At 63.7% G+C, this 19,563-nt stretch carries 16 protein-coding genes; 12 read left to right on the top strand and 4 right to left on the bottom strand.

Annotated elements, in window-relative coordinates; genetic code table 11:
- The first annotated feature begins 297 nt into the window (after positions 1-297).
- The 7 genes from IC609_RS12690 to IC609_RS12660 all read left to right on the top strand — a co-directional run bounded on the left by IC609_RS12690 (position 298) and on the right by IC609_RS12660 (position 7,886).
- Positions 298-2,214, top strand: coding sequence for an ATP-binding cassette domain-containing protein (locus IC609_RS12690; RefSeq protein WP_191819902.1), 1,917 nt, complete (start codon positions 298-300; stop codon positions 2,212-2,214).
- A 61-nt stretch (positions 2,215-2,275) separates the two neighbouring features.
- Complete coding sequence (locus IC609_RS12685; protein WP_191819901.1) at positions 2,276-2,893, top strand: LysE family translocator; 618 nt, start codon at positions 2,276-2,278, stop codon at positions 2,891-2,893.
- Complete coding sequence (locus IC609_RS12680) at positions 2,890-3,795, top strand: DMT family transporter (protein WP_191819900.1); 906 nt, start codon at positions 2,890-2,892, stop codon at positions 3,793-3,795. The genes IC609_RS12685 and IC609_RS12680 overlap by 4 nt, the downstream gene beginning before the upstream one ends.
- Before the next feature lie 22 nt (positions 3,796-3,817).
- Positions 3,818-5,002, top strand: coding sequence for an aminotransferase-like domain-containing protein (locus IC609_RS12675; protein WP_191819899.1), 1,185 nt, complete (start codon positions 3,818-3,820; stop codon positions 5,000-5,002).
- Positions 5,003-5,022: 20 nt separating this feature from the next.
- Positions 5,023-5,946, top strand: a complete 924-nt coding sequence (locus IC609_RS12670) for a PhzF family phenazine biosynthesis protein (protein ID WP_191819898.1) — start codon at positions 5,023-5,025, stop codon at positions 5,944-5,946.
- Positions 5,947-5,994: 48 nt separating this feature from the next.
- Positions 5,995-6,675 (top strand): histidine phosphatase family protein, encoded by a 681-nt coding sequence (locus tag IC609_RS12665; RefSeq protein ID WP_191819897.1) that lies wholly within the window; start codon positions 5,995-5,997, stop codon positions 6,673-6,675.
- Positions 6,676-6,731: 56 nt separating this feature from the next.
- Positions 6,732-7,886 carry a hypothetical protein gene (locus IC609_RS12660; RefSeq protein WP_191819896.1) on the top strand — a complete coding sequence of 385 codons (1,155 nt, stop codon included), beginning with the start codon at positions 6,732-6,734 and terminating at the stop codon, positions 7,884-7,886.
- Here IC609_RS12660 and IC609_RS12655 read toward each other — a convergent pair.
- The gene (locus tag IC609_RS12655) at positions 7,868-8,701 is read right to left on the bottom strand and encodes a creatininase family protein (RefSeq protein WP_191819895.1); all 834 of its coding nucleotides are present in this window, start codon (positions 8,699-8,701) and stop codon (positions 7,868-7,870) included. The two genes, IC609_RS12660 and IC609_RS12655, sit on opposite strands and share 19 nt — an antisense overlap.
- Positions 8,702-8,779: 78 nt before the next feature.
- Here IC609_RS12655 and IC609_RS12650 point away from each other — a divergent pair, with 78 nt between their 5' ends.
- The 3 genes from IC609_RS12650 (at position 8,780) to priA (ending at position 14,638) form a co-directional block, all read left to right on the top strand.
- A complete protein-coding gene (locus tag IC609_RS12650) occupies positions 8,780-10,978 on the top strand; it encodes a protein-disulfide reductase DsbD family protein (protein WP_191819894.1) in 2,199 nt (732 codons plus the stop codon).
- Between the two features lie 43 nt (positions 10,979-11,021).
- Positions 11,022-12,137, top strand: a complete 1,116-nt coding sequence (hemE, locus tag IC609_RS12645) for a uroporphyrinogen decarboxylase (RefSeq protein ID WP_191819893.1) — start codon at positions 11,022-11,024, stop codon at positions 12,135-12,137.
- Positions 12,138-12,523: 386 nt separating this feature from the next.
- Positions 12,524-14,638, top strand: coding sequence for a replication restart helicase PriA (priA, locus tag IC609_RS12640; protein ID WP_191819892.1), 2,115 nt, complete (start codon positions 12,524-12,526; stop codon positions 14,636-14,638).
- Between the two features lie 23 nt (positions 14,639-14,661).
- Here priA and IC609_RS12635 read toward each other — a convergent pair whose 3' ends face one another.
- Positions 14,662-15,630 (bottom strand): AEC family transporter, encoded by a 969-nt coding sequence (locus IC609_RS12635; RefSeq protein WP_191819891.1) that lies wholly within the window; start codon positions 15,628-15,630, stop codon positions 14,662-14,664.
- 159 nt (positions 15,631-15,789) lie between these two features.
- On the opposite strand from IC609_RS12635, the gene IC609_RS12630 reads away from it, so the two are divergent.
- A complete protein-coding gene (locus tag IC609_RS12630) occupies positions 15,790-17,880 on the top strand; it encodes an ATP-dependent helicase (RefSeq protein WP_191819890.1) in 2,091 nt (696 codons plus the stop codon).
- The gene (locus IC609_RS12625; protein WP_191819889.1) at positions 17,877-18,302 is read left to right on the top strand and encodes a hypothetical protein; all 426 of its coding nucleotides are present in this window, start codon (positions 17,877-17,879) and stop codon (positions 18,300-18,302) included. Before IC609_RS12630 ends, IC609_RS12625 begins: the two co-directional genes overlap by 4 nt.
- Here IC609_RS12625 and IC609_RS12620 read toward each other — a convergent pair.
- The gene (locus tag IC609_RS12620) at positions 18,280-19,341 is read right to left on the bottom strand and encodes a LacI family DNA-binding transcriptional regulator (RefSeq protein ID WP_225224181.1); all 1,062 of its coding nucleotides are present in this window, start codon (positions 19,339-19,341) and stop codon (positions 18,280-18,282) included. The two genes, IC609_RS12625 and IC609_RS12620, sit on opposite strands and share 23 nt — an antisense overlap.
- Before the next feature lie 27 nt (positions 19,342-19,368).
- On the bottom strand, positions 19,369-19,563 hold a 195-nt coding region (locus tag IC609_RS16115; protein ID WP_225224180.1), incomplete at its 5' end, for a hypothetical protein.

Below are 19,563 nucleotides of genomic sequence, written 5' to 3'. Positions count from 1 at the left end.
CCATCACCATCAAACGCCCACGCTTATCGGCTGTAATTTTTTAAAGAACCCAGGCAGCTTGCGCCACCTTTTCTCAAACCCCGCTGCGATCAGCGAAGCCTTAGATCATAACACGCTTTTTGCGTGCTTCTGAAGAATTTTTTGAGATTTTTCAGAAGCACCACAAGTTGAAGTGAACTTGAACTTGCGGCCGCTGCAACCAGCGAAGCCTTCGATTATGACACAGTTTTTTGGTCTCGGGCAAGTCTTTCGGAATGTACGACCAAATTTGCAATCCCTCGCCCGGATAATGGGACCATGGCTTTACTCACACTCTTGAACGCTTCACTGGCTTTTGGTCACGTGGCACTCCTGGATCATGCAGACTTTTCTCTGGAGACATCCGAACGCATTGGCCTGATTGGCCGCAATGGCACAGGCAAGTCTTCGCTGCTCAAGATCTTGGGCGGCCTAGAACGACCAGACGACGGCAACTTGCATGTACAACAGGGCGTGCGCATCGCTTATGTGGCGCAAGAACCCGTGCTGCAACCTGAGCACACAATTTTTGAAGCCGTGCGTGAAGGCCTGGCCGAGGTGGTGCAATGGATCGACGACTACACACACAGCCGAGGTGACCTGGACACCTTGCAAAGCCAAATCGAGTCGAGAGACGGCTGGGGCTGGGAGCAGCGCCTTGAGGAGACCTTGCAGCGCCTCAAACTCGACCCCAGCGCCTTGGTGCAATCGCTGTCGGGCGGCATGCGCAAGCGCGTGGCCCTGGCCCAGGCCTTGGTCACCCGCCCCGATGTGCTCTTACTAGATGAGCCCACCAACCACTTGGACCTGAACGCGATCACCTGGCTGGAAGACCTGCTGATTGATTTCAAGGGCAGCGTGATCGCCATCACGCACGACCGGGCCTTCCTGGACCGCATCGCTACACGCATTGTGGAATTGGATCGGGGCAAACTGCGCCCCTACCCGGGCAACTATGCGCAGTACCAAATCCAAAAGGAAGAACAACTCGCGCAGGAGGCCGTGATCCAGGCCAAAGCCGACAAGCTCCTGGCACAAGAAGAAGTCTGGATTCGCAAAGGTGTGGAAGCGCGACGAACCCGAAGCCAAAGCCGCATCACCCGACTGCAGAACCTGCGCAGCGAACGCGCGGCACGCCGGGAAAAGGTGGGCAATGTGCGCATGGAAGTCGCCTCCGGCGTGCCTAGCGGTAAGCTGGTGGCCGAGTTGACGGACGTGAGCAAGAGTTTCACCCAGCCCGATGGCTCGGTTCGCACCATCATCCACAAGTTCACCGGCACCCTGCTGCGTGGTGACAAGATCGGCTTGCTGGGCCCCAACGGTGCAGGCAAGACCACTTTGCTCAAGCTGATTTTGGGCGAACTTGAGCCCGACCACGGGCAAGTGCGCCGCGGCACCAAACTCGAAGTGGCTTACTTTGACCAGATGCGGGATGCGCTGGACCTGGACGCCACGCTGGAAGACTTCATCAGCCCCGGCAGCGAATGGATCGAAATCGGCAACAAGCGTCAACACGTGAAAAGCTATTTGGGCGACTTCCTGTTTTCGCCCGCACGGGCCACTTCACCTGTGCGCTCCCTGTCGGGCGGTGAACGCAACCGTCTTTTGCTGGCGCGACTGTTTGCGCGCCCAGCCAACGTGCTGGTGCTGGACGAACCGACCAACGACCTGGACATCGAAACCCTGGAACTGCTGGAAGAGCTGCTGCAAACCTACGAAGGCACCGTGTTTCTGGTCAGCCACGACCGCGCTTTCATGGACAACGTGGTCACCGGCATCATCGCCTGCGAAAGCGCCCCGGACCAGCCCGGCTTCTGGCGTGAATACGAGGGCTCGGTGCAGGACTGGCTGACCCAGTCGCAGCGTGCGCAAGCCATTGCTGCACAAGCAACCCAGCGTCAAGCGGCATCGACACCAGCGGTGACCCCCAGTGCACCAGCAACGGAAGTCAAACCCTCTGCGCCCGCCACCCCCAGCCGAAAACTCAGCTACAAAGAGCAGCGCGAGCTGGACAGCCTGCCAGCCCTGATCGAGTCATTGGAAAAAGAACAAGCCGATGCCCGCGCCCAACTGGCCGACGGCAGCATCTACCAGCGCGATGCGGGCCTGGCCCAGCAGCTGTTCAAGCGTGATGCCGAAATCGACGACCTGCTGATGCAGGCGCTGGAACGCTGGGAGATGTTGTCGGCGCGCTGACCCGCAAGGCCCAGTCCAAAAGGCGACCCTCCGGTTTGCGATCGGGCACTACATTTACCCCATGACGCCAGCCGAACTCAGCGCCCTGTTGCTGCTCGCCACCGTGAGCAGCTTCACCCCGGGGCCCAACACCACCTTGTCGACCGCCATGGCCGCCAACCACGGTTTGCAGCACGCCATGCGTTTTGTCTGCGCGGTGCCTGTGGGCTGGGGCCTGCTGTTCACGCTGTGCGCCACGGGACTGGGCTCTTTGGTGGTGGCCTGGCCACCGCTGCGCTGGGGCATCGTGGTGCTGGGCAACACCTATTTGCTCTGGCTGGCCTCACGTCTGTGGCAAAGCGGCCACCTGCAGCACGCCAACAGCACCCAACTGAATGTGGGCTTTTGGCAAGGCGTGGGCTTGCAGTTCCTCAACATCAAGGCCTGGATGCTGGCTCTGGCCATCGTGGCCGGATGGATTGCGGGTCATGAGAACGCAGCAGAGCGCACTTGGCTGCTGCTGCCGATCATGGTGGCCTACGGTTTTGTGAGCAACCTCACCTATGCCGTGGCCGGCTCCATGCTGCGGCACTGGCTGGCGCAAGGCAACCGGTTGCTGGTTTTCAACCGCTGTATGGCGGCAGCGCTGTTGGCCACCGTGCTTTGGCTGTTGAGCGGTTTGCGCCAAGGGGCCGCATGACGAGCAACGAAACAAAAGGGTTGTGGCTGGGCTTTTTGGGCGTGTTCATCTTTGCACTGACCTTGCCCGCGACACGGCTGGCGACTGGCACCGTCGATGCCCCTCAACTGTCGCCCTGGTTTGTCACCTGGGGTCGGGCCGCGCTGGCGGGTTTGCTGTCCATCGCTTACCTGCTGATCACGCGCTCCCCGCAGCCTGCCCGCGCACAGCGCGGGCCTTTGCTGTTGTCGCTGGCAGGCAATGTGGTGGGCTACCCACTGCTGCTGGGCTGGGCGCTGCGCCACGTCACGGCCAGCCACGCGGCCGTCATCACCGCCTTGCTGCCGCTGGCCACGGCCGCCGCTGCCGCTTGGCTCATGCACCAGCGGGCCCGCCTGGGATTTTGGGTGTTTGCCGCTTTGGGCAGCGGCTTGGTCGCGGTCTACAGCGTGCTTCGCGCTGCACAAATGGGCCACGGCTTTGGCTTGACTTGGGCTGACACCTTGCTGCTGGGCGCAGTGGTTGCTGCATCCCTGGGTTATGTGGCCGGAGCCAAAGTCACGGCCAGTCTGGGCGCTGAAAAAGTCATCAGCTGGGTCTGTGTGATGGCACTGCCCATCACCCTGCCCGGGGCCTGGCTCACCTGGCCTGAACAAGCCATTGCGCCTGCTGCCTGGTTGGCTCTGCTGTATGTCGGGGTGTTCTCGATGTGGGTGGGCTTTTTCGCCTGGTTCCGTGGGCTGTCACTGGGTGGCCCGCTGCGGGTGAGCCAGATGCAGCTGCTGCAACCGTTCATCAGCATCGTGGCCGCGGTCCCTTTGCTGGGAGAATCACTGGATGCGATGACGCTGGGCTTTGCCTTGTTGGTGGTGCTCACGGTCTTTATAGGGCGGCGCATGGCCAACGCCCCCGCCACCCGATAAACACAACTTCAAGGAGCAGAACATGAACTGGAACCTGGCCCAACGTGCCGACAAGATGAACCCTTCGGTGATCCGCGAGATCCTCAAGGTCACTGAAAAGCCCGGCATCATCAGCTTTGCCGGTGGCCTACCCTCGCCCCAGACCTTCCCCATCGACGCCATGCGCGAAGCCAGCGAACGCGTGCTCGACCAGGACGGCAAGGCCGCCTTGCAATACGCCGCCAGCGAAGGCTATGCACCGCTGCGCGAATGGGTCGCACAAGATCTGCTCAAACAAGGCATGAACGTCAGCCCCGATCAGGTGCTGATCACCACTGGCAGCCAGCAAGGCCTGGACCTGCTGGCCAAGATCCTGATCGATGCGGGCAGCCGCATTCTGGTGGAGACCCCCACTTACCTGGGCGCGCTGCAGGCCTTCACCCCGATGGAGCCTACCGTGGTGAGCGTGGACAGTGACGACCACGGCGTGAACGCCGCCGACCTGCGCGCCAAAGTGGGCACCGGGGCGGACAAAGCCCGATTTGTGTATTTGCTGCCCAACTTCCAGAACCCCACGGGCCGCACCATGACCGAAGAACGCCGCGCTGCCGTGGCGCAGGTCGCCATCGAAACCGGCTTGCCCATCATCGAAGACAACCCCTACGGCGACCTCTGGTTTGACGAGCAGCCTGCACCTTCGCTCAGCTCACGCCACCCCGAGGGCAGCGTGTACCTCGGCTCGTTTTCCAAAATCCTGGCCCCCGGCTTGCGCCTGGGCTACCTGGTCGCCCCCAAGGCGCTCTACCCCAAACTGCTGCAGGCCAAGCAGGCCGCCGACCTGCACACGCCCAGCTTCAACCAGCGCGTGGTGGCCGAAGTGCTCAAGGACGGCTTCATCGAACGCCATGTGCCCACCATCCGCGCCCTCTACAAACAGCAGTGCAACGCCATGCTGGCCGCGCTCGACCGCGAAATGGCAGGCCTGGGCCTGACCTGGAACCGCCCGGTGGGCGGGATGTTCCTGTGGGTGCAACTGCCCCGGGGCCTCAAGGCCGTTCCCTTGCTGGAAAAAGCCGTCGCCAAAGGCGTGGCCTTCGTGCCCGGCTTGGCCTTCTACGCGCAGGACGCCAACGAAAGCACCTTGCGCCTGTCGTTTGTGACCGCCACGGTCGACCAGATCAACACCGGCATGGCCGCGCTGGCCGCCGCCATCCGCGAATCGCTCTGACCCGCACGCAGGACCTCGCCATGACAACCCGTGCGTTCCGGCAAGTCGACGTCTTCACCGACACCGCCCTCCTGGGCAACCCGCTGGCCGTGGTGCTGGACGGCACCGGGCTGAGCGATGCGCAGATGCAGGCCTTTGCCGCCTGGACGCAGCTGAGCGAAACCACTTTCGTGCTGCCGCCTACACCCGAAGGGGCGGCAGGGGGTGCCGACTACCGGGTGCGCATCTTCACGCCCGGCATGGAGCTGCCGTTTGCAGGCCACCCCACACTGGGCACCGCCCACGCCTGGCTGAGCGCGGGCGGACAGCCCCGGCAAAGCGGCCAACTGGTGCAGGAATGCGGCGTGGGCCTGGTCACTTTGAAATCCATTGCTGGCCGCTGGGCGTTTGCAGCGCCTCCCTTGCAACGCCACACGCCCGCGCCAGCCCTGCTGGCCGAGGTGCTGGCGGCACTGGGCCTGCACGCCGACGAGGTGCTGGCCGCGCAGGACCTGAACAACGGCCCGCACTGGCTGGGCCTTTTGATCGACTCGGTGGACAGCCTGCTCGCGCTGGAACCCGACCACGCGGCACTCAAACGCCTGAACACCAAGGTCGGCATCGCCGCCAAACGCGCCCCCAGCAGGGATGGCCTGATCCGCCGCGCCAACCGCGAAGCCCGTGCCTTTGCGTCTTCGGCCCGCATCACGGATGACCCCACCGATCTGGAAGTGCGCGCGTTCGCTGCCCCGGTCGGCATCGCCGAAGACCCGGTCACCGGCAGCCTGAACGCATCGCTGGCGCAATGGCTGATGGCCGAAGGCCACATGCCCGCGCGCTACAGCGCCCGCCAGGGCACGGCGCTGGGCCGTGCCGGTCAGGTGTTCCTGTCGCAAGACGACACAGGCCAGGTCTGGGTGGGCGGTGACGTGGTCGGCTGTGTCGAAGGCACCGTGCGCCTCTGATCACCCCAGCGACAGGCCAAACCGCCTGGGCTGAGCACAATCAGCGCCATGGGAACGCTTTATCTGGTCCGCCACGGACAAGCCTCGTTCGGGGCCGACGACTACGATCAACTCAGCCCGCTGGGCCGCCAGCAGGCGGTGCGCCTGGGTGAATACCTGCGCCAGCGCTTTGCGCGCGAGGGCGTGCAGATCGACACCGTGCTCATGGGCAGCCTGCGCCGCCATCGCCAGACCTGGGAAGGCCTGGCCGAAGGCGCGCAGTGGCAGCACACCCCCGAAGTCTGGCCGGGCCTGAACGAGTACGACAGCCACGCACTGATCGAAACCATCCACCCCGAGCCCTTGGCCAAACCCGACACGCCCGAGATGTACCGCCACCACTTCCGACTGCTGCGCGACGCGCTCAAGGCCTGGATGGATGGCCACACCCAGCCCCGGGACATGCCCAGCTACGCGCAGTTTGTGCAGGGCATCACCGATGCGCTCGACCATGTGCGGCAAAACTGCACCGGCAATGCCTTGATCGTGTCCAGCGGAGGCCCCATCTCCACCGCCGTCGGGCAGGTGCTGGGCGCGCCCGCAGAGACCACGATCGAGCTGAACCTGCGCATCCGCAACACCGCCTTGACCGAGTTCGTGTTCACGCCCAAACGACACATGCTGCTCACCTACAACACGCTGCCACACCTGGACAGTGCCGAGCACCGGGACTGGGTCACTTTCGCCTGACTCCACCCGTATTTTCACCAATGTAAACTTATGTAAATCGTACCCGAAATGGGTGCATGAACGGTGTTTCAGCAGTCTTCCCCGCAGGCATTCAGCTCATCAGCCCCGATGCCGATGCGGCCATGGCAGCCCGGCAGGAAATGCGGGAATTGCTTCATGCGCACCACTTGCCAGAGGTCACCGAAACCGACTGGCCAGGTATGGGGCCCATCCACATGCGGGCCTACGGTTTGCCCCCCGTACTGCTGCAAACTTGGGCCCCTCAACACGACACCTTGAAACTGCGCGAGCGGTTGCCCGTCACGGCCGATGGCGAAGCAACTGCGCTGGCACGGGAAATCCTGGCGGCCATGCTGGTGTCGCCGCAGGGCTTTCAGTTCACCAGCGTTGCCGCGCTGGCCTCGCACATCCGGGTGCGCCAGCACATTGCCCAAGCTGCCAAAAAAACAGCGCTTGCTTTCAAGACCGAAGCTGCCGAGCGCCCCTCATGTTACTGGCGAGATGGCGGCGACGAGCACGGCTTCATCTTGCAGCCGGGCCGCTGCCTGGTCGAGGCCCTGATCGCCGCCACCCAGCCTGATGCGAGCGGGAGGCTCTACGACTTTTCCTGCTATCGTGCCACCGAGTACGTGATCTTGCTGGGCATCGCGCTGGAGCTGAAAGCACACCATCCCGGACTGCTGAACGACCTGCAACAACTCAATGAAAACCACGCGGTGCGATCAGGTCAGTTCCATGAGGTCTACCTGGTCGAATACGGCAGCATGGCACAGCCGCTGCCTGCACACTACTATGTCCCTGGTGACCGTTTGTGGTTTCGCAACCCCGACGAACGCTCATCGGACGTGATGGGTTACGAGGGCTCCTGGGTCATCTACATGGGCGGAGGGCTGTTCAGCAATTTCTGGCAACGTGACCAGCCCTACACGCTCGAATCCAAAGCCATTGAGATTTACCATTGGCGCGATGGTGCCCACACCAATGCCCAAGGCCAGTGGCAGATGGACGAAAACGTGGTCGAGGCGCATGTGCGGCAGACATGCGCTGACCCGCAGGCCAAAGCAAAGGTGCTGAAGCGCATGCTGCGTCTGCGTGATCCACAAGGGGTGTACGCCGAAGGCGGCTGCATCGACAGCACGCGCGAATACCCTCGCTGCGTCAGCCCACAGCACTGCGAGCTGGTCCTGCCAACTTATGCTGCGCTGACCTGATCGCGCACAGTGTCTGGCGGCAGCTGGTCGATTTCGGTCAACAGCTGCGCCAACGCGCGCCCTGAGGCATCTAGCAAGACCTGCCCTTTGGCTGCTGTCGCCGCTGCAGCGTTGCCCGCTGCGCCGTGTGGGTTGTAGTCCTGCATCTGCCAGCCCAGCTTGGCGCTCTTGCCATTGCCCAAAATCGGAAAGCGCCCGGCGCGGTCCTGTGCGGTCGAACGGAAGTCTTGCGCCTGGTCCATGCGCACCCGGTCGGGGCGCAAGGCCCGCATCATCGAGGTTTCCACCTCGCCGCCGTGCACCCCAAAACGGTGTTCCTCGGCGCTGAACAAGGTGTTCACATCCCGCCCTTGCACATCCAGCAGGGGCAGATTGAACCAGCTCACGCTGTACACCAGCATGCCCAGGCGTGCGCGCAGGTCACGCGCCACGATGTCCATCACGCTGACCTGCCCCCCATGGGCGTTGAGCAGCACCAGCTTTTTCACGCCACTGGCCGCCACCGACTCGCCCAGGTCCGTCCACAACCGGATCACGGTCTCGGCCTTGAGCGTCAAGGTGCCCGCAAAGCGGGCATGCTCCGGGCTCAGGCCCACGTTCTGGGTGGGCAAGAACAGGGCGGGCAGATCGGCGGGCAGGTGCGGCAGACAGGCCTGCACCACGCCATCGACCAGGTCGGTGTCCACCGACAGGGGCAAATGCGGCCCGTGCTGCTCGGTCGCGGCCACGGGCAGCACCGCGATGGCCCGCGAAAGGTCCAGCGCTGCAAAGTCGGTGGTGGCCAAGTCGGCCCAATAGCGCAAAGGTGCTGTCATGCGCTTATCTTAAACGGGCTTGCTCTCGGGTACGCCCTGCAGTGTACAGTCGATTCTTTTGACAACGGTTTCACAAACATGGGTGTGTTCAAACGCATGGGCAATGGGGCAGCGCGCTGGTGGGGCATGGTCCTGCTGGGGTGCTGGCTGTCGGCTTCGGTTGTCGCTCAAGGTTTGTTGGGTGGTCCGGTGGTCAAAACAGACCAGGTGCGCGCCGAGTTGCTGGCCCATGCGCCGCAAGGCGTGCAGCCTGGTCAAATTTTCTGGCTGGGTTTGCAGATCCGCCACCAGCCGCATTGGCACACCTACTGGCAAAACCCCGGCGATTCGGGCCTGCCCACCCAGCTGAACTGGACTTTGCCTGCAGGCCTGCAAGCGGGTGCCATCGAGTGGCCACTGCCCAAGAAGATCCCGATCGGCAGCCTGGCCAATTACGGCTACGAAGACACCGTGCTGCTGCGCGTGCCCATCACCGTGGCGGCCAACGCCGCGCTGCCTGCCACCTTGCCCATCCAGCTCAAGGCCGAGTGGCTGGTGTGTCGACAGGAATGCATTCCCCAGGAAGGTCAGTTCAACCTGAACCTGTCCGTGCAAAGTGCCACCGCACTGCATGGCGAGGCCTTTGAAGCCGCCCGCCAGCGCAGCCCGCAAAAGCTGGCCCAACAAAAGCTGGGGGGCAGCTGGATCACCGGTGGTGCCACCACCCTCTCGGACGATGGCCAAACGCTGCAGTTGCGCTTGCATGGTCTGCCTGTGGGCTGGCGTGGTCAAACCCTGAGCGCTTTCCCCGTCTCACCCGATGTGGTCCACAACGCCGCTGCCCAAGGCCAAGGCTGGACGCAATACTGGCAGGGCGCTGTGTGGGCGGCCCGCATTCCTGTCTCCAAAGAACGGGGTGACGCACCGCAGCTGATGCGCTGGGTGATCGCCACCGGCCCCGAGTCGGCCCCCCAAGCGCCTGCGTTGGACATCGAAACCCCTGTGCAAGGCACCTGGCCCCCTCTTCCCAACAGTGCCAGCGTGCCCGCTGCGCTCTCACAGGCGCTGGCCCTCAATGCAGCCACCACGCCCACCCATCCCTCGGCCTTGAGCCTAGGCCTGGCCTTGCTGGGCGCGCTGGTCGGCGGCCTGATCCTGAACCTGATGCCCTGCGTCTTTCCGGTGCTGGCCATCAAGGTGCTGGGCTTCACCCGCCCGGGCACCAGCGCCCGCGAACACCGCGCCATGGGCCTGGCCTACACCGCCGGGGTGGTGCTGTCGTTTGTGCTGCTGGGCGCCTTGCTGATGGCGCTGCGCGCTGCGGGTGAACAACTGGGCTGGGGCTTTCAGCTGCAGTCGCCCCTGACCGTCACGGCCTTGGCCGTGCTCTTCACCTTGCTGGGCCTCAACCTCACGGGCCTGTTTGAATTCGGCCAGCTGCTGCCCAGCGCCGTCACCAACCTGCAAAGCCGACACCCCACGGTGGACGCTGCCTTGTCGGGCGTGCTGGCCGTGGCCATCGCGTCGCCCTGCACGGCCCCCTTCATGGGTGCCTCGATGGGCCTGGCCATCGGCTTGCCCCTGTGGCAAGCCCTGCCTGTGTTTGCCACCATGGGCCTGGGCATGGCCCTGCCCTACCTGGGCGCGAGCCTGTGGCCTGCGCTGGCGCACCGTCTGCCGCGCCCTGGGCCCTGGATGGCGACCTTCCGCCAGGCCATGGCGTTTCCGATGTTCGCCACCGTCATCTGGCTGGTCTGGGTGTTGGGGCAACAAACCGGTATCGACGGCGCCAGCAGCCTGCTGGCCTTCTTGCTCGGCCTGGCTTGTCTGGTGTGGGCACTGGGCCTGCAAGGCAGCACCCGGACCGTGTTGACACTGCTGGCCTTGGTCACGGTGCTGGGCATCGCTTGGAGCCCCCTGCGCCATGCGCTGCAGGATCCTGCCAATGCCAGCGCCAACACCACCGAACGCTGGGGTGCCTGGTCCCCTGCCGAGGTGGACGCGCGCCTGGCCCAGGGGCAAACCGTGTTCGTCGACTTCACCGCCGCCTGGTGCGTGACCTGCCAGTACAACAAAAAGACCACCCTGGCCGATGTGCAGGTACTGGCGGCGTTTGACGCCAAAAACGTGCGCACACTGCGCGCCGACTGGACGCGGCGCGACCCGGCCATCACCCAAGCCCTCGCCCAACTGGGGCGCAACGGTGTGCCGGTCTATGCGGTCTACACCTCGGGGAAGCCACCCGTGGTGCTGTCCGAACTGCCTTCGGTCCAAGAGGTGCTGAGCGCCCTGCCTTGACTTGGCTCAAGTGGGTGGTGGTCAGCCCTGCGACAATCGGGGCATGAGTTCTTTCGCCCCCCTTCAAAACGACACCTTCTTGCGCGCCTGCCTGCGCCAGGCCACCGACTACACCCCCCTGTGGCTGATGCGCCAGGCGGGCCGTTATCTGCCCGAATACCGTGACACCCGCGCCAAGGCCGGCAGTTTCATGGGCCTGGCCACCAACGTGGACTACGCCACCGAAGTGACCCTGCAGCCACTCGATCGCTACCCACTGGACGCCGCCATTTTGTTCAGCGACATCCTCACGGTGCCCGATGCCATGGGCCTGGGCCTGAGCTTCGCTTTGGGTGAAGGCCCCAAGTTCGCCAAAAACGTGCGCGACGAAGCGGCAGTCAGCCAGCTGGCCGTGCCCGACATGGACAAGCTGCGCTACGTGTTCGATGCCATCACCAGCATCCGCAAGGCACTGAACGGCCGCGTACCGCTGATCGGTTTTTCGGGCAGCCCCTGGACGCTGGCTTGCTACATGGTCGAGGGTGCAGGCTCGGATGACTACCGCCAAGTCAAAAGCCTCATGTACAGCCGCCCCGATCTGATGCACCGCATTCTGGAAATCAACGCCGACTCGGTGGCGCAGTACCTGAACGCGCAAATCGAAGCCGGAGCGCAGGCCGTGATGATTTTTGACAGCTGGGGCGGCGTGCTGGCCGACGGCGCATTCCAACAATTCAGCCTGGCCTACACCGCGCGCGTGCTGGCCCAGCTGAAAACCGAACACGAAGGCGCACGCATCCCGCGCATCGTCTTCACCAAAGGCGGGGGCCTGTGGCTGCCCGAGATGGGAGGTCTGGACTGCGAGGTGCTGGGCCTGGACTGGACCATGAATCTGGGCCGTGCCCGCGCCCAAGTGGGCGGTGAAGTCGGCGGCCCCGGCAAGGCACTGCAAGGCAACATCGACCCGAATGTGCTGTTTGCCCCGCCCGAACACATCGCCACCGAGGTACGCCGTGTCCTCGACAGCTTTGGCGCGCCGCACACCGACAAGAACACCACTGGCCCGACGCACATCTTCAACCTGGGCCACGGCATCAGCCAATTCACACCACCCGAGCACGTGTCGGCCTTGGTCGAAGCGGTGCACACCCACTCCCGCAGCCTGCGCCAAGGGCGCTGAGCCGCCTTATCACACAATGCCTGGGTTTCAGGCATTTTTTGTGCCATCAATGGGTTAGAAACAGGTGCGCAAGGCTTGACTTATGCACAAAAGCACCAACACCCTTGGGCTGTTACAGTGTGTTGCAAAGCAACATGAGGGTGTCCCATCATTGTACGTAAGTCATTGATTTTATTGAACCTTCTCATTTGCTCAGAAGACGTGCAATCTGGCGAAAGGCTTGATTTTTCAGGGTTTGCGGGCATCGGAGCGAGGTTTTCAACAAAGTTATCCACAGTTTTTTGGGAAGACTTCCAAAGATCAGTGAAATCAAGCACTTAACGCGGTTTTGAAGAAAATCTCTAACCATCAAAACCGCTTAAATTCTCAAAGAAAATTCCAATACCGTGAACAACTGCTGCTGGCTCGACATCGCCGTTCAGACCCCCGCGCACAGCGGGGTGGGCGGCTTGCTGAGCTACCGCAGCCCGGTGGCGGTGGTGCCAGGGCAGTTGGTGCGTGTGCCTTTGGGCAAACGCGAAGTGATGGGGGTGGTCTGGCGGGTACACGCCCAGGCGCCCGAAGGCATTGCTACCTCGGCGCTCAAAGACATTGGCGCCGTGCTGGACGGGATCGCCCCGCTCGATGAGCACTGGCTCAAACTGGTGCAGTTCTCGGCCCAGTATTACCAGCGCTCTCTGGGTGAGGTGGCGCTGTCGGCCCTGCCACCGCAGCTGCGCGACCTGGACCCCATCCAGCTGGCGCGAAGGCTCAAGAAACTGCCTGCCGCCACCGGGCCTGTCCACGCAGCGACTGGCCCCGCGCTGTCCGCACAGCAAAGCGCTGTGCTGCAGCACATCGACCAACAGGCTGGGCCGTTCCTGCTGTTCGGCAACACGGGCAGCGGCAAGACCGAGGTGTATTTGCAGGCTGTACAGCGCCTTTTGCAGGCCGACCCGCAAGCCCAGGCTCTGCTCATGGTGCCCGAGATCAACCTCACCCCCCAGCTCGAAGCGCGGGTCCAAGAGCGCTTTGGCTCGGAGGCAGTGGTGTCCATGCACAGCGGCCTCACCGGGCCTCAGCGGCTCAAGAGCTGGTTGGCCGCGCACGCAGGCGCTGCACGCATCGTGCTGGGCACGCGCATGGCGGTGTTCGCCTCCATGCCGCAGCTGAAGCTGATCGTGGTCGACGAAGAGCACGACGCCAGCTACAAACAGCAAGAAGGCGCGCGCTACTCGGCCCGCGACCTGGCGGTGTACCGGGGCCGCCTTCTGGGTGCCAAGGTGGTGCTGGGTTCGGCCACGCCTTCGCTGGAGAGCTGGTACCAAAGCCGCCCGGCCGATGATGCGGCGGGCGACCCAGGCGGGCGCTATGTCCGTCTGCACATGCCCGAACGCGTGGGCGCAGCGGCCTTGCCCCAAGTGCGCCGCGTGGACATGAACCACCAAGCACGCCGCGCCGTGCTGTCGGCCCCGTTGCTGCAAACCCTGCAAGACCGCGTGGCCAAGGGCGAGCAAAGCATGCTGCTGCTCAACCGCCGTGGCTACGCCCCGGTGCTGCATTGCGCCGACTGCGGCTGGAAGAGCGAATGCAAGCACTGCAGCGCGTTCCGGGTGTTCCACAAGATCGACCGCACGCTGCGCTGCCACCACTGCGGCTTCACCGACCGCGTGCCACGCGCCTGCCCCGCATGCGGCAACGCCGACATCGCGCTCATGGGCCGGGGCACCGAGCAACTCGAAGAACATTTGGGCGAGCTGCTGGCCGATGTGCGCCGCCCCGACGGCGGCCCCGTGCGCATTGCGCGCATCGACGCGGACACGACCAAACTCAAAGGCGCACTGGAGAGCCAGCTGGCGCAAGTGCACAGCGGCGAAGTGGACATCCTGGTGGGCACACAGATGATCGCCAAAGGCCATGACTTTCGGCGCATCACGCTGGTGGCGGCGATCAACCCGGACAGCGCGCTGTTTTCAAGCGACTTCCGTGCGCCCGAGCGTCTGTTTGCACTGCTCATGCAAGCCGCAGGCCGTGCGGGCCGCGATGCCGACCAAGGCAGCCGCAGCGAGATGCTGGTGCAAACCTTCCACCCCACGCACCCGCTGTTTGAAGCGCTCAAACGCCACGACTACCCGGCTTTTGCCGCCAGCGAACTGACCGACCGCACTGCGGCCGGCTTGCCGCCCATCAGCCACCAGGCGCTGCTGCGGGCCGATGCCCGCAGCCAGGAGGTGGCCCAGGGCTTTTTGAGCGCGGCACGGGCCGCGTTGGAGGCCATGCTTGCCGCCATGCCGGGCGGCCCCGAGCTGCTGGAGCAAGTGAGTCTGTACCCGGCCGTGCCGCTGAGCATGCAGCGCGTGGCCGATGTGGAGCGTGCGCAAATGCTGCTGGAGAGCCCCTCGCGCAGCGACCTGCACAAAGTGCTGGCGCAGCTTCATGCGGTGTTGCACCACCTGCGCGGCCAGCCCGAGCACAAAGGCGTGATCCGCTGGCTGGTGGATGTGGACCCGCAGGCGATTTGATTCAGTGGGACAGGCCTGCAGCCTCAGGGCTTGAGCAAGGCCACAGCCCCCGAGAACGTCAAAAACGCCGCAGCGGTCGTGACCAAAATGATGCGGGCGATCCGCCCGTTGTCCGCGCCAAAGCGCTCGGCCAGCAGCGACACATTGCTCGCGCTGGGCAAAGCGGCCACCAGCACCATCACCGTGAGCGCAAAGGGCTCGATCGTCACCCCGGCGCGCATGGCGATGGCCGCCACCAGAAACACCAGCACCGGGTGCACCAGCAGCTTGATGAAGGCGATGGGCAGGTAGTCCACGACGCGCAATGGGCCATGCTCGCGCTCGTGCGCCAGCATTTGCGAGCGCGCCAGCACCGCACCGATGGTGAACAGGGCCACAGGCGAAGCGGCATCGCCCAGCAGGCCGACCGTTTTGGCCACCGGGCCCATCAGCTCCAGGTTTTGCCATGAAAACACCGCGCCCAGGGAAATCGCCCAGGGCATCGGGTTACGCACCACGCCCGCCAAGGCCTTGCGCGCGGCCACCGCAGCGCCATGCTCGCCCGCCGCGTCCAGCCGCGACAGCGCAATGCACAAGGAGGTGGTCAACACCATGTCCACCAGGATGGTGACGATGGCAGGGCCAGCGGCCGCAGGCCCGAGCAGCGCCACCAGCAGCGGCACCCCCATGAAACCGGTATTGGGGAACGCCGCCACCAGGGCGCCCAATGACGCGTCATTCCAGCGGATGCGCTCGTTGAGGCTGACCGAAACGCTGAACGCCACCATGAGGATGGCGCACAGCAAATACGAGAAGAACACCCCTGCGTCGAGCAGCTGCGCAATCGGGGTGCTGGCACCAAAGCGAAACAGCATGCACGGCAGCGCGAAAAACAGCACAAAGCCGTTCAGGCCGGGAATGGCCGGCAAGGGCAGAAAACCTTTTCGGGCAGCCAGGTAGCCGCACAACACCAGGGCAAAGAATGGGAACGTGACCCGCAAAACATCCAGCATGGGGTGATTGTCGCGCCAATCGACGGTGGCCCCGGTCGCCACACGGACATGCCCAAAAATGCAGCACACCCGGCCATGCAGTGCCACCCGCTATGATGGCCCGCTTCGCCTCTGTGCCTCTCCCGTGCCTCTCCATCGCTTCGCGCCCGATCCCCTGCCATGTCTGCCGGTCTGAACCTTGCCCAACTCGACGCCGTGAACTACGTCTCCGGCCCGTGCCTGGTGCTGGCGGGTGCCGGTTCGGGCAAGACGCGGGTGATCACACACAAGATCCAGCGCCTGATCCAGGTTGGTGTGGAGCCCAAAAAAATCGCGGCCATCACCTTCACCAACAAAGCCGCCACCGAAATGCGCGAACGGGCCAAAGGCCTGATCGGTAAGGCCGCCAAGGATGTGGTGATCTGCACCTTCCACGCCCTGGGCGTGCGCATCATGCGCGAGGACGGCCATGTGCTGGGTCTCAAGCCCCAATTCAGCATCCTGGACGCCGACGACGTGGTCAGCATCCTTAAGGACTGTGGCGGCACCACCGACTCTGCCACCGCCCGCCAGTGGCAGTGGACCATCAGCCTCTGGAAGAACATGGGGCTCAATGCCGCGCAGGCCGCAGCGCAAGCCCCCGACGACAACGCACGGGTCATTGCCCGCATCATGGCGCTGTACGAAGAACGGCTGACGGCCTACCAGAGCGTAGACTTTGACGACCTGATCGGCTTGCCACTCAAGCTGCTGGCCGAGCATGAAGAGGTCCGCGCCAAGTGGCAAAAGACACTGGCCCATGTGCTGGTGGACGAATACCAGGACACCAACGCCACCCAGTACGAAGTGCTCAAGCACATCGTGGGCGAGCGGGCCTGCTTCACCGCCGTGGGCGACGACGACCAGTCGATCTACGGCTGGCGCGGCGCCACGCTCGACAACCTCAAGCGCTTGCCGGTGGACTTTCCGAACCTGAAGGTCATCAAGCTGGAGCAAAACTACCGCTCCACCAGCGCCATCCTGCGGGCGGCCAACAACGTGATCCAGCCCAACCCCAAGCTGTTTCCCAAGACGCTGTTTTCGGAGCTGGGCGAAGGCGAGCCGGTGCGCGTGGTTGACGCCGACAACGAGGAGCACGAGGCCGAGCGTGCCGTGGCGCGCATCCAGTCGATCCGCGCAGGCACCTCTAGCGAAGGCATGGGCCAATACCGCGAATTCAAGGACTTTGCCATCCTCTACCGCGCCAACCACATGGCCCGCCCCTTCGAGCAGGCGCTGCGCCGTGCACAGATCCCCTACAAGGTCTCGGGCGGTCAGAGCTTTTTCGACAAGGCCGAGATCAAGGACCTGTGCGCCTGGTTCCGCCTGTGGATCAACAACGACGACGACCCGGCGTTTTTGCGCTCGGTCACCAGTCCCAAGCGGGGTATCGGTCACCAAACGCTGGCCCAACTGGGCACCTTTGCCACGCAGTACAAGCTCAGCCTGTTCGAGTCACTGTTTGCCAGCAGCCTGCCCAGCGCCGTCTCAAGCCGCGCCATTGGCAGCCTGCACGAGTTTGGCCGCTTCGTGAACGATCTGGAATACCGCGCCCGCCACACCCTGGGCAAAGAAGCCGCCATGGCCTTCTTGACCGAATGGCTCAAGGACATCGGCTACGAAAAGCACCTCTACGACGGCGAAGACAACGAAAAGGTGGCCGCCGCCCGCTGGACCAACGTGCTCGAATTTTGTGACTGGATGGCAGGCCGCTGCGGCGGCGAGATCGACGACGCCAGTGGCGCTCAGGCCACGGTGAGCAAGAGCCTGCTGGAAGTCGCCCAGACCATCTCGCTGATCTCCACACTCAACGAACGGGAGCAGGAACAGAATGTGGTCACACTCTCCACCCTGCACGCCTCCAAGGGCCTGGAATGGCCGCATGTGATGCTGGTGGGCGTGAACGAAGGGCTGCTGCCGTTCAAGCTGGGCGACGATGACGAACACTCGGGTCGGAGCGATGGCCCCATGAGCGAAGGCATCCTGCAGCGGCTGCAGGAAGAGCGCCGCCTCATGTATGTGGGCATCACCCGCGCACAGCGCAGCCTGGCGGTGAGTTGGACGCGCCGCCGCAAAAAAGGCCGCGAGATGGTCGCGGCCTTGCCCAGCCGCTTCATCACCGAAATGGCGCTCGACAAAAGCACTGCCAAAGAAGACCCGCGCGAAAAACTCAAGGCCCTGCGCGCCGAATTCGCCAAACGCGCAGCCGAAGCGGCCGAGGTCAAGTCATGAAGCGATGGGGTGTGGCCTTGGCCTTGGCCGTCTTGACCTGCTTGCTGGCGTCCATGCCCAGCCTGGGCCAGACCCCATGCCCGACAGCCGCTGAGATCAGAGCCGAAGGCTTGATCGGCTCATGGACCGTGGAGCTGCACGGCCAACCACCCGAGCGTTGGTCACTGACCCTGCTGGCGCACCCTGAGCACACGGGCAGCCTCAAAGGCCGCCTGCTGCAGGGCACACGCACGGCCGAGGTCGTGGCCGATTGGGACGAGGGGGAATTCACCATGGAAGAAAGCCACGATGGCCTGCGCATAGCGGCCACCTGGCTGGGCACGGCCAGCGAAGGCCAATGCGGACGTCAGATCGAAGGCATGCGGCAAGCTGATGCTGCCCCAGCATCACCCACACGCTTCACGATGCGCCGCGGCCGCTGACCTCAGGATTGACTTGGGTTGACTCGCGCACCACCAAGGTGGTGGGCAAGGTCTGCGACACGGGCTCTTCACCCGCCATCACCTTCACCAGGCTGTCGACCAGTTGAACCCCGGCCAAATCGAGCGGCTGACGCACTGTGGTCACGGGCGGGAAGCTGTGCGCTGCCGACTCCACATCGTCGTAACCCACCACGCACACGTCTGCGGGCACCTGGTAGCCCCGCTCGCGCAACACGCCGATCGCACTGATCGCCAGCAAGTCACTGGCTGCCACGATGGCATCGAAATTCAAACCATGCCGGTCCAGGTGTTCGCGCAAGGCGCGTTGTGCATCCAGTGGCGCAAACGACGATGCGATGTACAAATCCGACTCGGTCTTGAGGCCAAACTTGCGCAAGGCCTTCTGGTAACCCGCGTAGCGCTTTTCGGGCTCGGGCAGGGTCTTGTCACCCATGAAAACCAGACGCTTGCGGCCCGTCGTCAGCAAATGCTCGGTGGCCATGTAGCCACCGCTCAAGTTGTCGCTGCCCACGCTGCAGTAGAGCTGGTTGGGCAACTGCGCGCCCCAGGCCACAAAAGGCAAACGACGGCGGGCCAGCTCGTTGAGTTGATCGTGGTGGCCCCACTGGCCGATCATGATGATGCCGCCCACACGACCGGAGTCGTACAGGGCAGCGATGTTGTCCAGGTGCTCCGAGTCCACCCGCGATAACAGCAGATCGTATTGCCGCTCGGTCAGTGCGTCGGCCAGACTGCCCAGCATGGCCAGAAAGAACGGATCGGAAATGCTTTGCCGGTTGGTCGCGTTGTAGGGGATCACCACCCCGATGGTGCGGTTACCGCCTCGACGCAGACTCTGGGCCCCCAGGTTGATGGTGTAGCTCAGCGACTTGGCCAACTCCTGGATGCGCTGGCGGGTCTCTTCGTTGATGAGGGGGCTGCCGTTGAGTGCGCGGGACACCGTGGCCGTTGACACCCCTGCCAAACGGGCGATGTCGGCCATCTGGATTTTTTTCTTGTCGGGGACGGGCTTGACCATGTGACCTTGTAACTCCTCAAGCTTGGATCATAAGACAAGAAATGAGATCGATTGCAGGCTGCAACCACCAAAAAAAAACGCCCCGCCGTTAGCACGGCAGGGCGATAAAGTTTCCTTGGAAGAAACGTACTCAACAACTTGTGCGTCTGGACCGCCTCTCTTGGACAGCCTCAGTTGATGAACTGCTCCGAGCCCACAATCCCCAGCTTCGTCAGCCCATTG

Source organism: Limnohabitans radicicola (genome assembly GCF_014837235.1).
Lineage (GTDB): Bacteria > Pseudomonadota > Gammaproteobacteria > Burkholderiales > Burkholderiaceae_C > Limnohabitans_A > Limnohabitans_A radicicola.
Note: the sequence above shows the minus strand (reverse complement) of the source record. Positions and strands in the feature narration are given on the sequence as shown.

Coding starts and splice junctions, on each gene's coding strand:
- IC609_RS12680 (WP_191819900.1), top strand. CDS start 2,890: ATGACGAGCAACGAAACAAAAGGGTTGTGGCTGGGCTTTTTGGGCGTG.
- IC609_RS12670 (WP_191819898.1), top strand. CDS start 5,023: ATGACAACCCGTGCGTTCCGGCAAGTCGACGTCTTCACCGACACCGCC.
- IC609_RS12630 (WP_191819890.1), top strand. CDS start 15,790: ATGTCTGCCGGTCTGAACCTTGCCCAACTCGACGCCGTGAACTACGTC.
- IC609_RS12625 (WP_191819889.1), top strand. CDS start 17,877: ATGAAGCGATGGGGTGTGGCCTTGGCCTTGGCCGTCTTGACCTGCTTG.
- IC609_RS12635 (WP_191819891.1), bottom strand. CDS start 15,630: ATGCTGGATGTTTTGCGGGTCACGTTCCCATTCTTTGCCCTGGTGTTG.
- IC609_RS12660 (WP_191819896.1), top strand. CDS start 6,732: ATGAACGGTGTTTCAGCAGTCTTCCCCGCAGGCATTCAGCTCATCAGC.
- IC609_RS12685 (WP_191819901.1), top strand. CDS start 2,276: ATGACGCCAGCCGAACTCAGCGCCCTGTTGCTGCTCGCCACCGTGAGC.
- IC609_RS12665 (WP_191819897.1), top strand. CDS start 5,995: ATGGGAACGCTTTATCTGGTCCGCCACGGACAAGCCTCGTTCGGGGCC.
- IC609_RS12655 (WP_191819895.1), bottom strand. CDS start 8,701: ATGACAGCACCTTTGCGCTATTGGGCCGACTTGGCCACCACCGACTTT.
- IC609_RS12620 (WP_225224181.1), bottom strand. CDS start 19,341: ATGGTCAAGCCCGTCCCCGACAAGAAAAAAATCCAGATGGCCGACATC.
- IC609_RS12690 (WP_191819902.1), top strand. CDS start 298: ATGGCTTTACTCACACTCTTGAACGCTTCACTGGCTTTTGGTCACGTG.
- IC609_RS12675 (WP_191819899.1), top strand. CDS start 3,818: ATGAACTGGAACCTGGCCCAACGTGCCGACAAGATGAACCCTTCGGTG.
- hemE (WP_191819893.1), top strand. CDS start 11,022: ATGAGTTCTTTCGCCCCCCTTCAAAACGACACCTTCTTGCGCGCCTGC.
- IC609_RS12650 (WP_191819894.1), top strand. CDS start 8,780: ATGGGTGTGTTCAAACGCATGGGCAATGGGGCAGCGCGCTGGTGGGGC.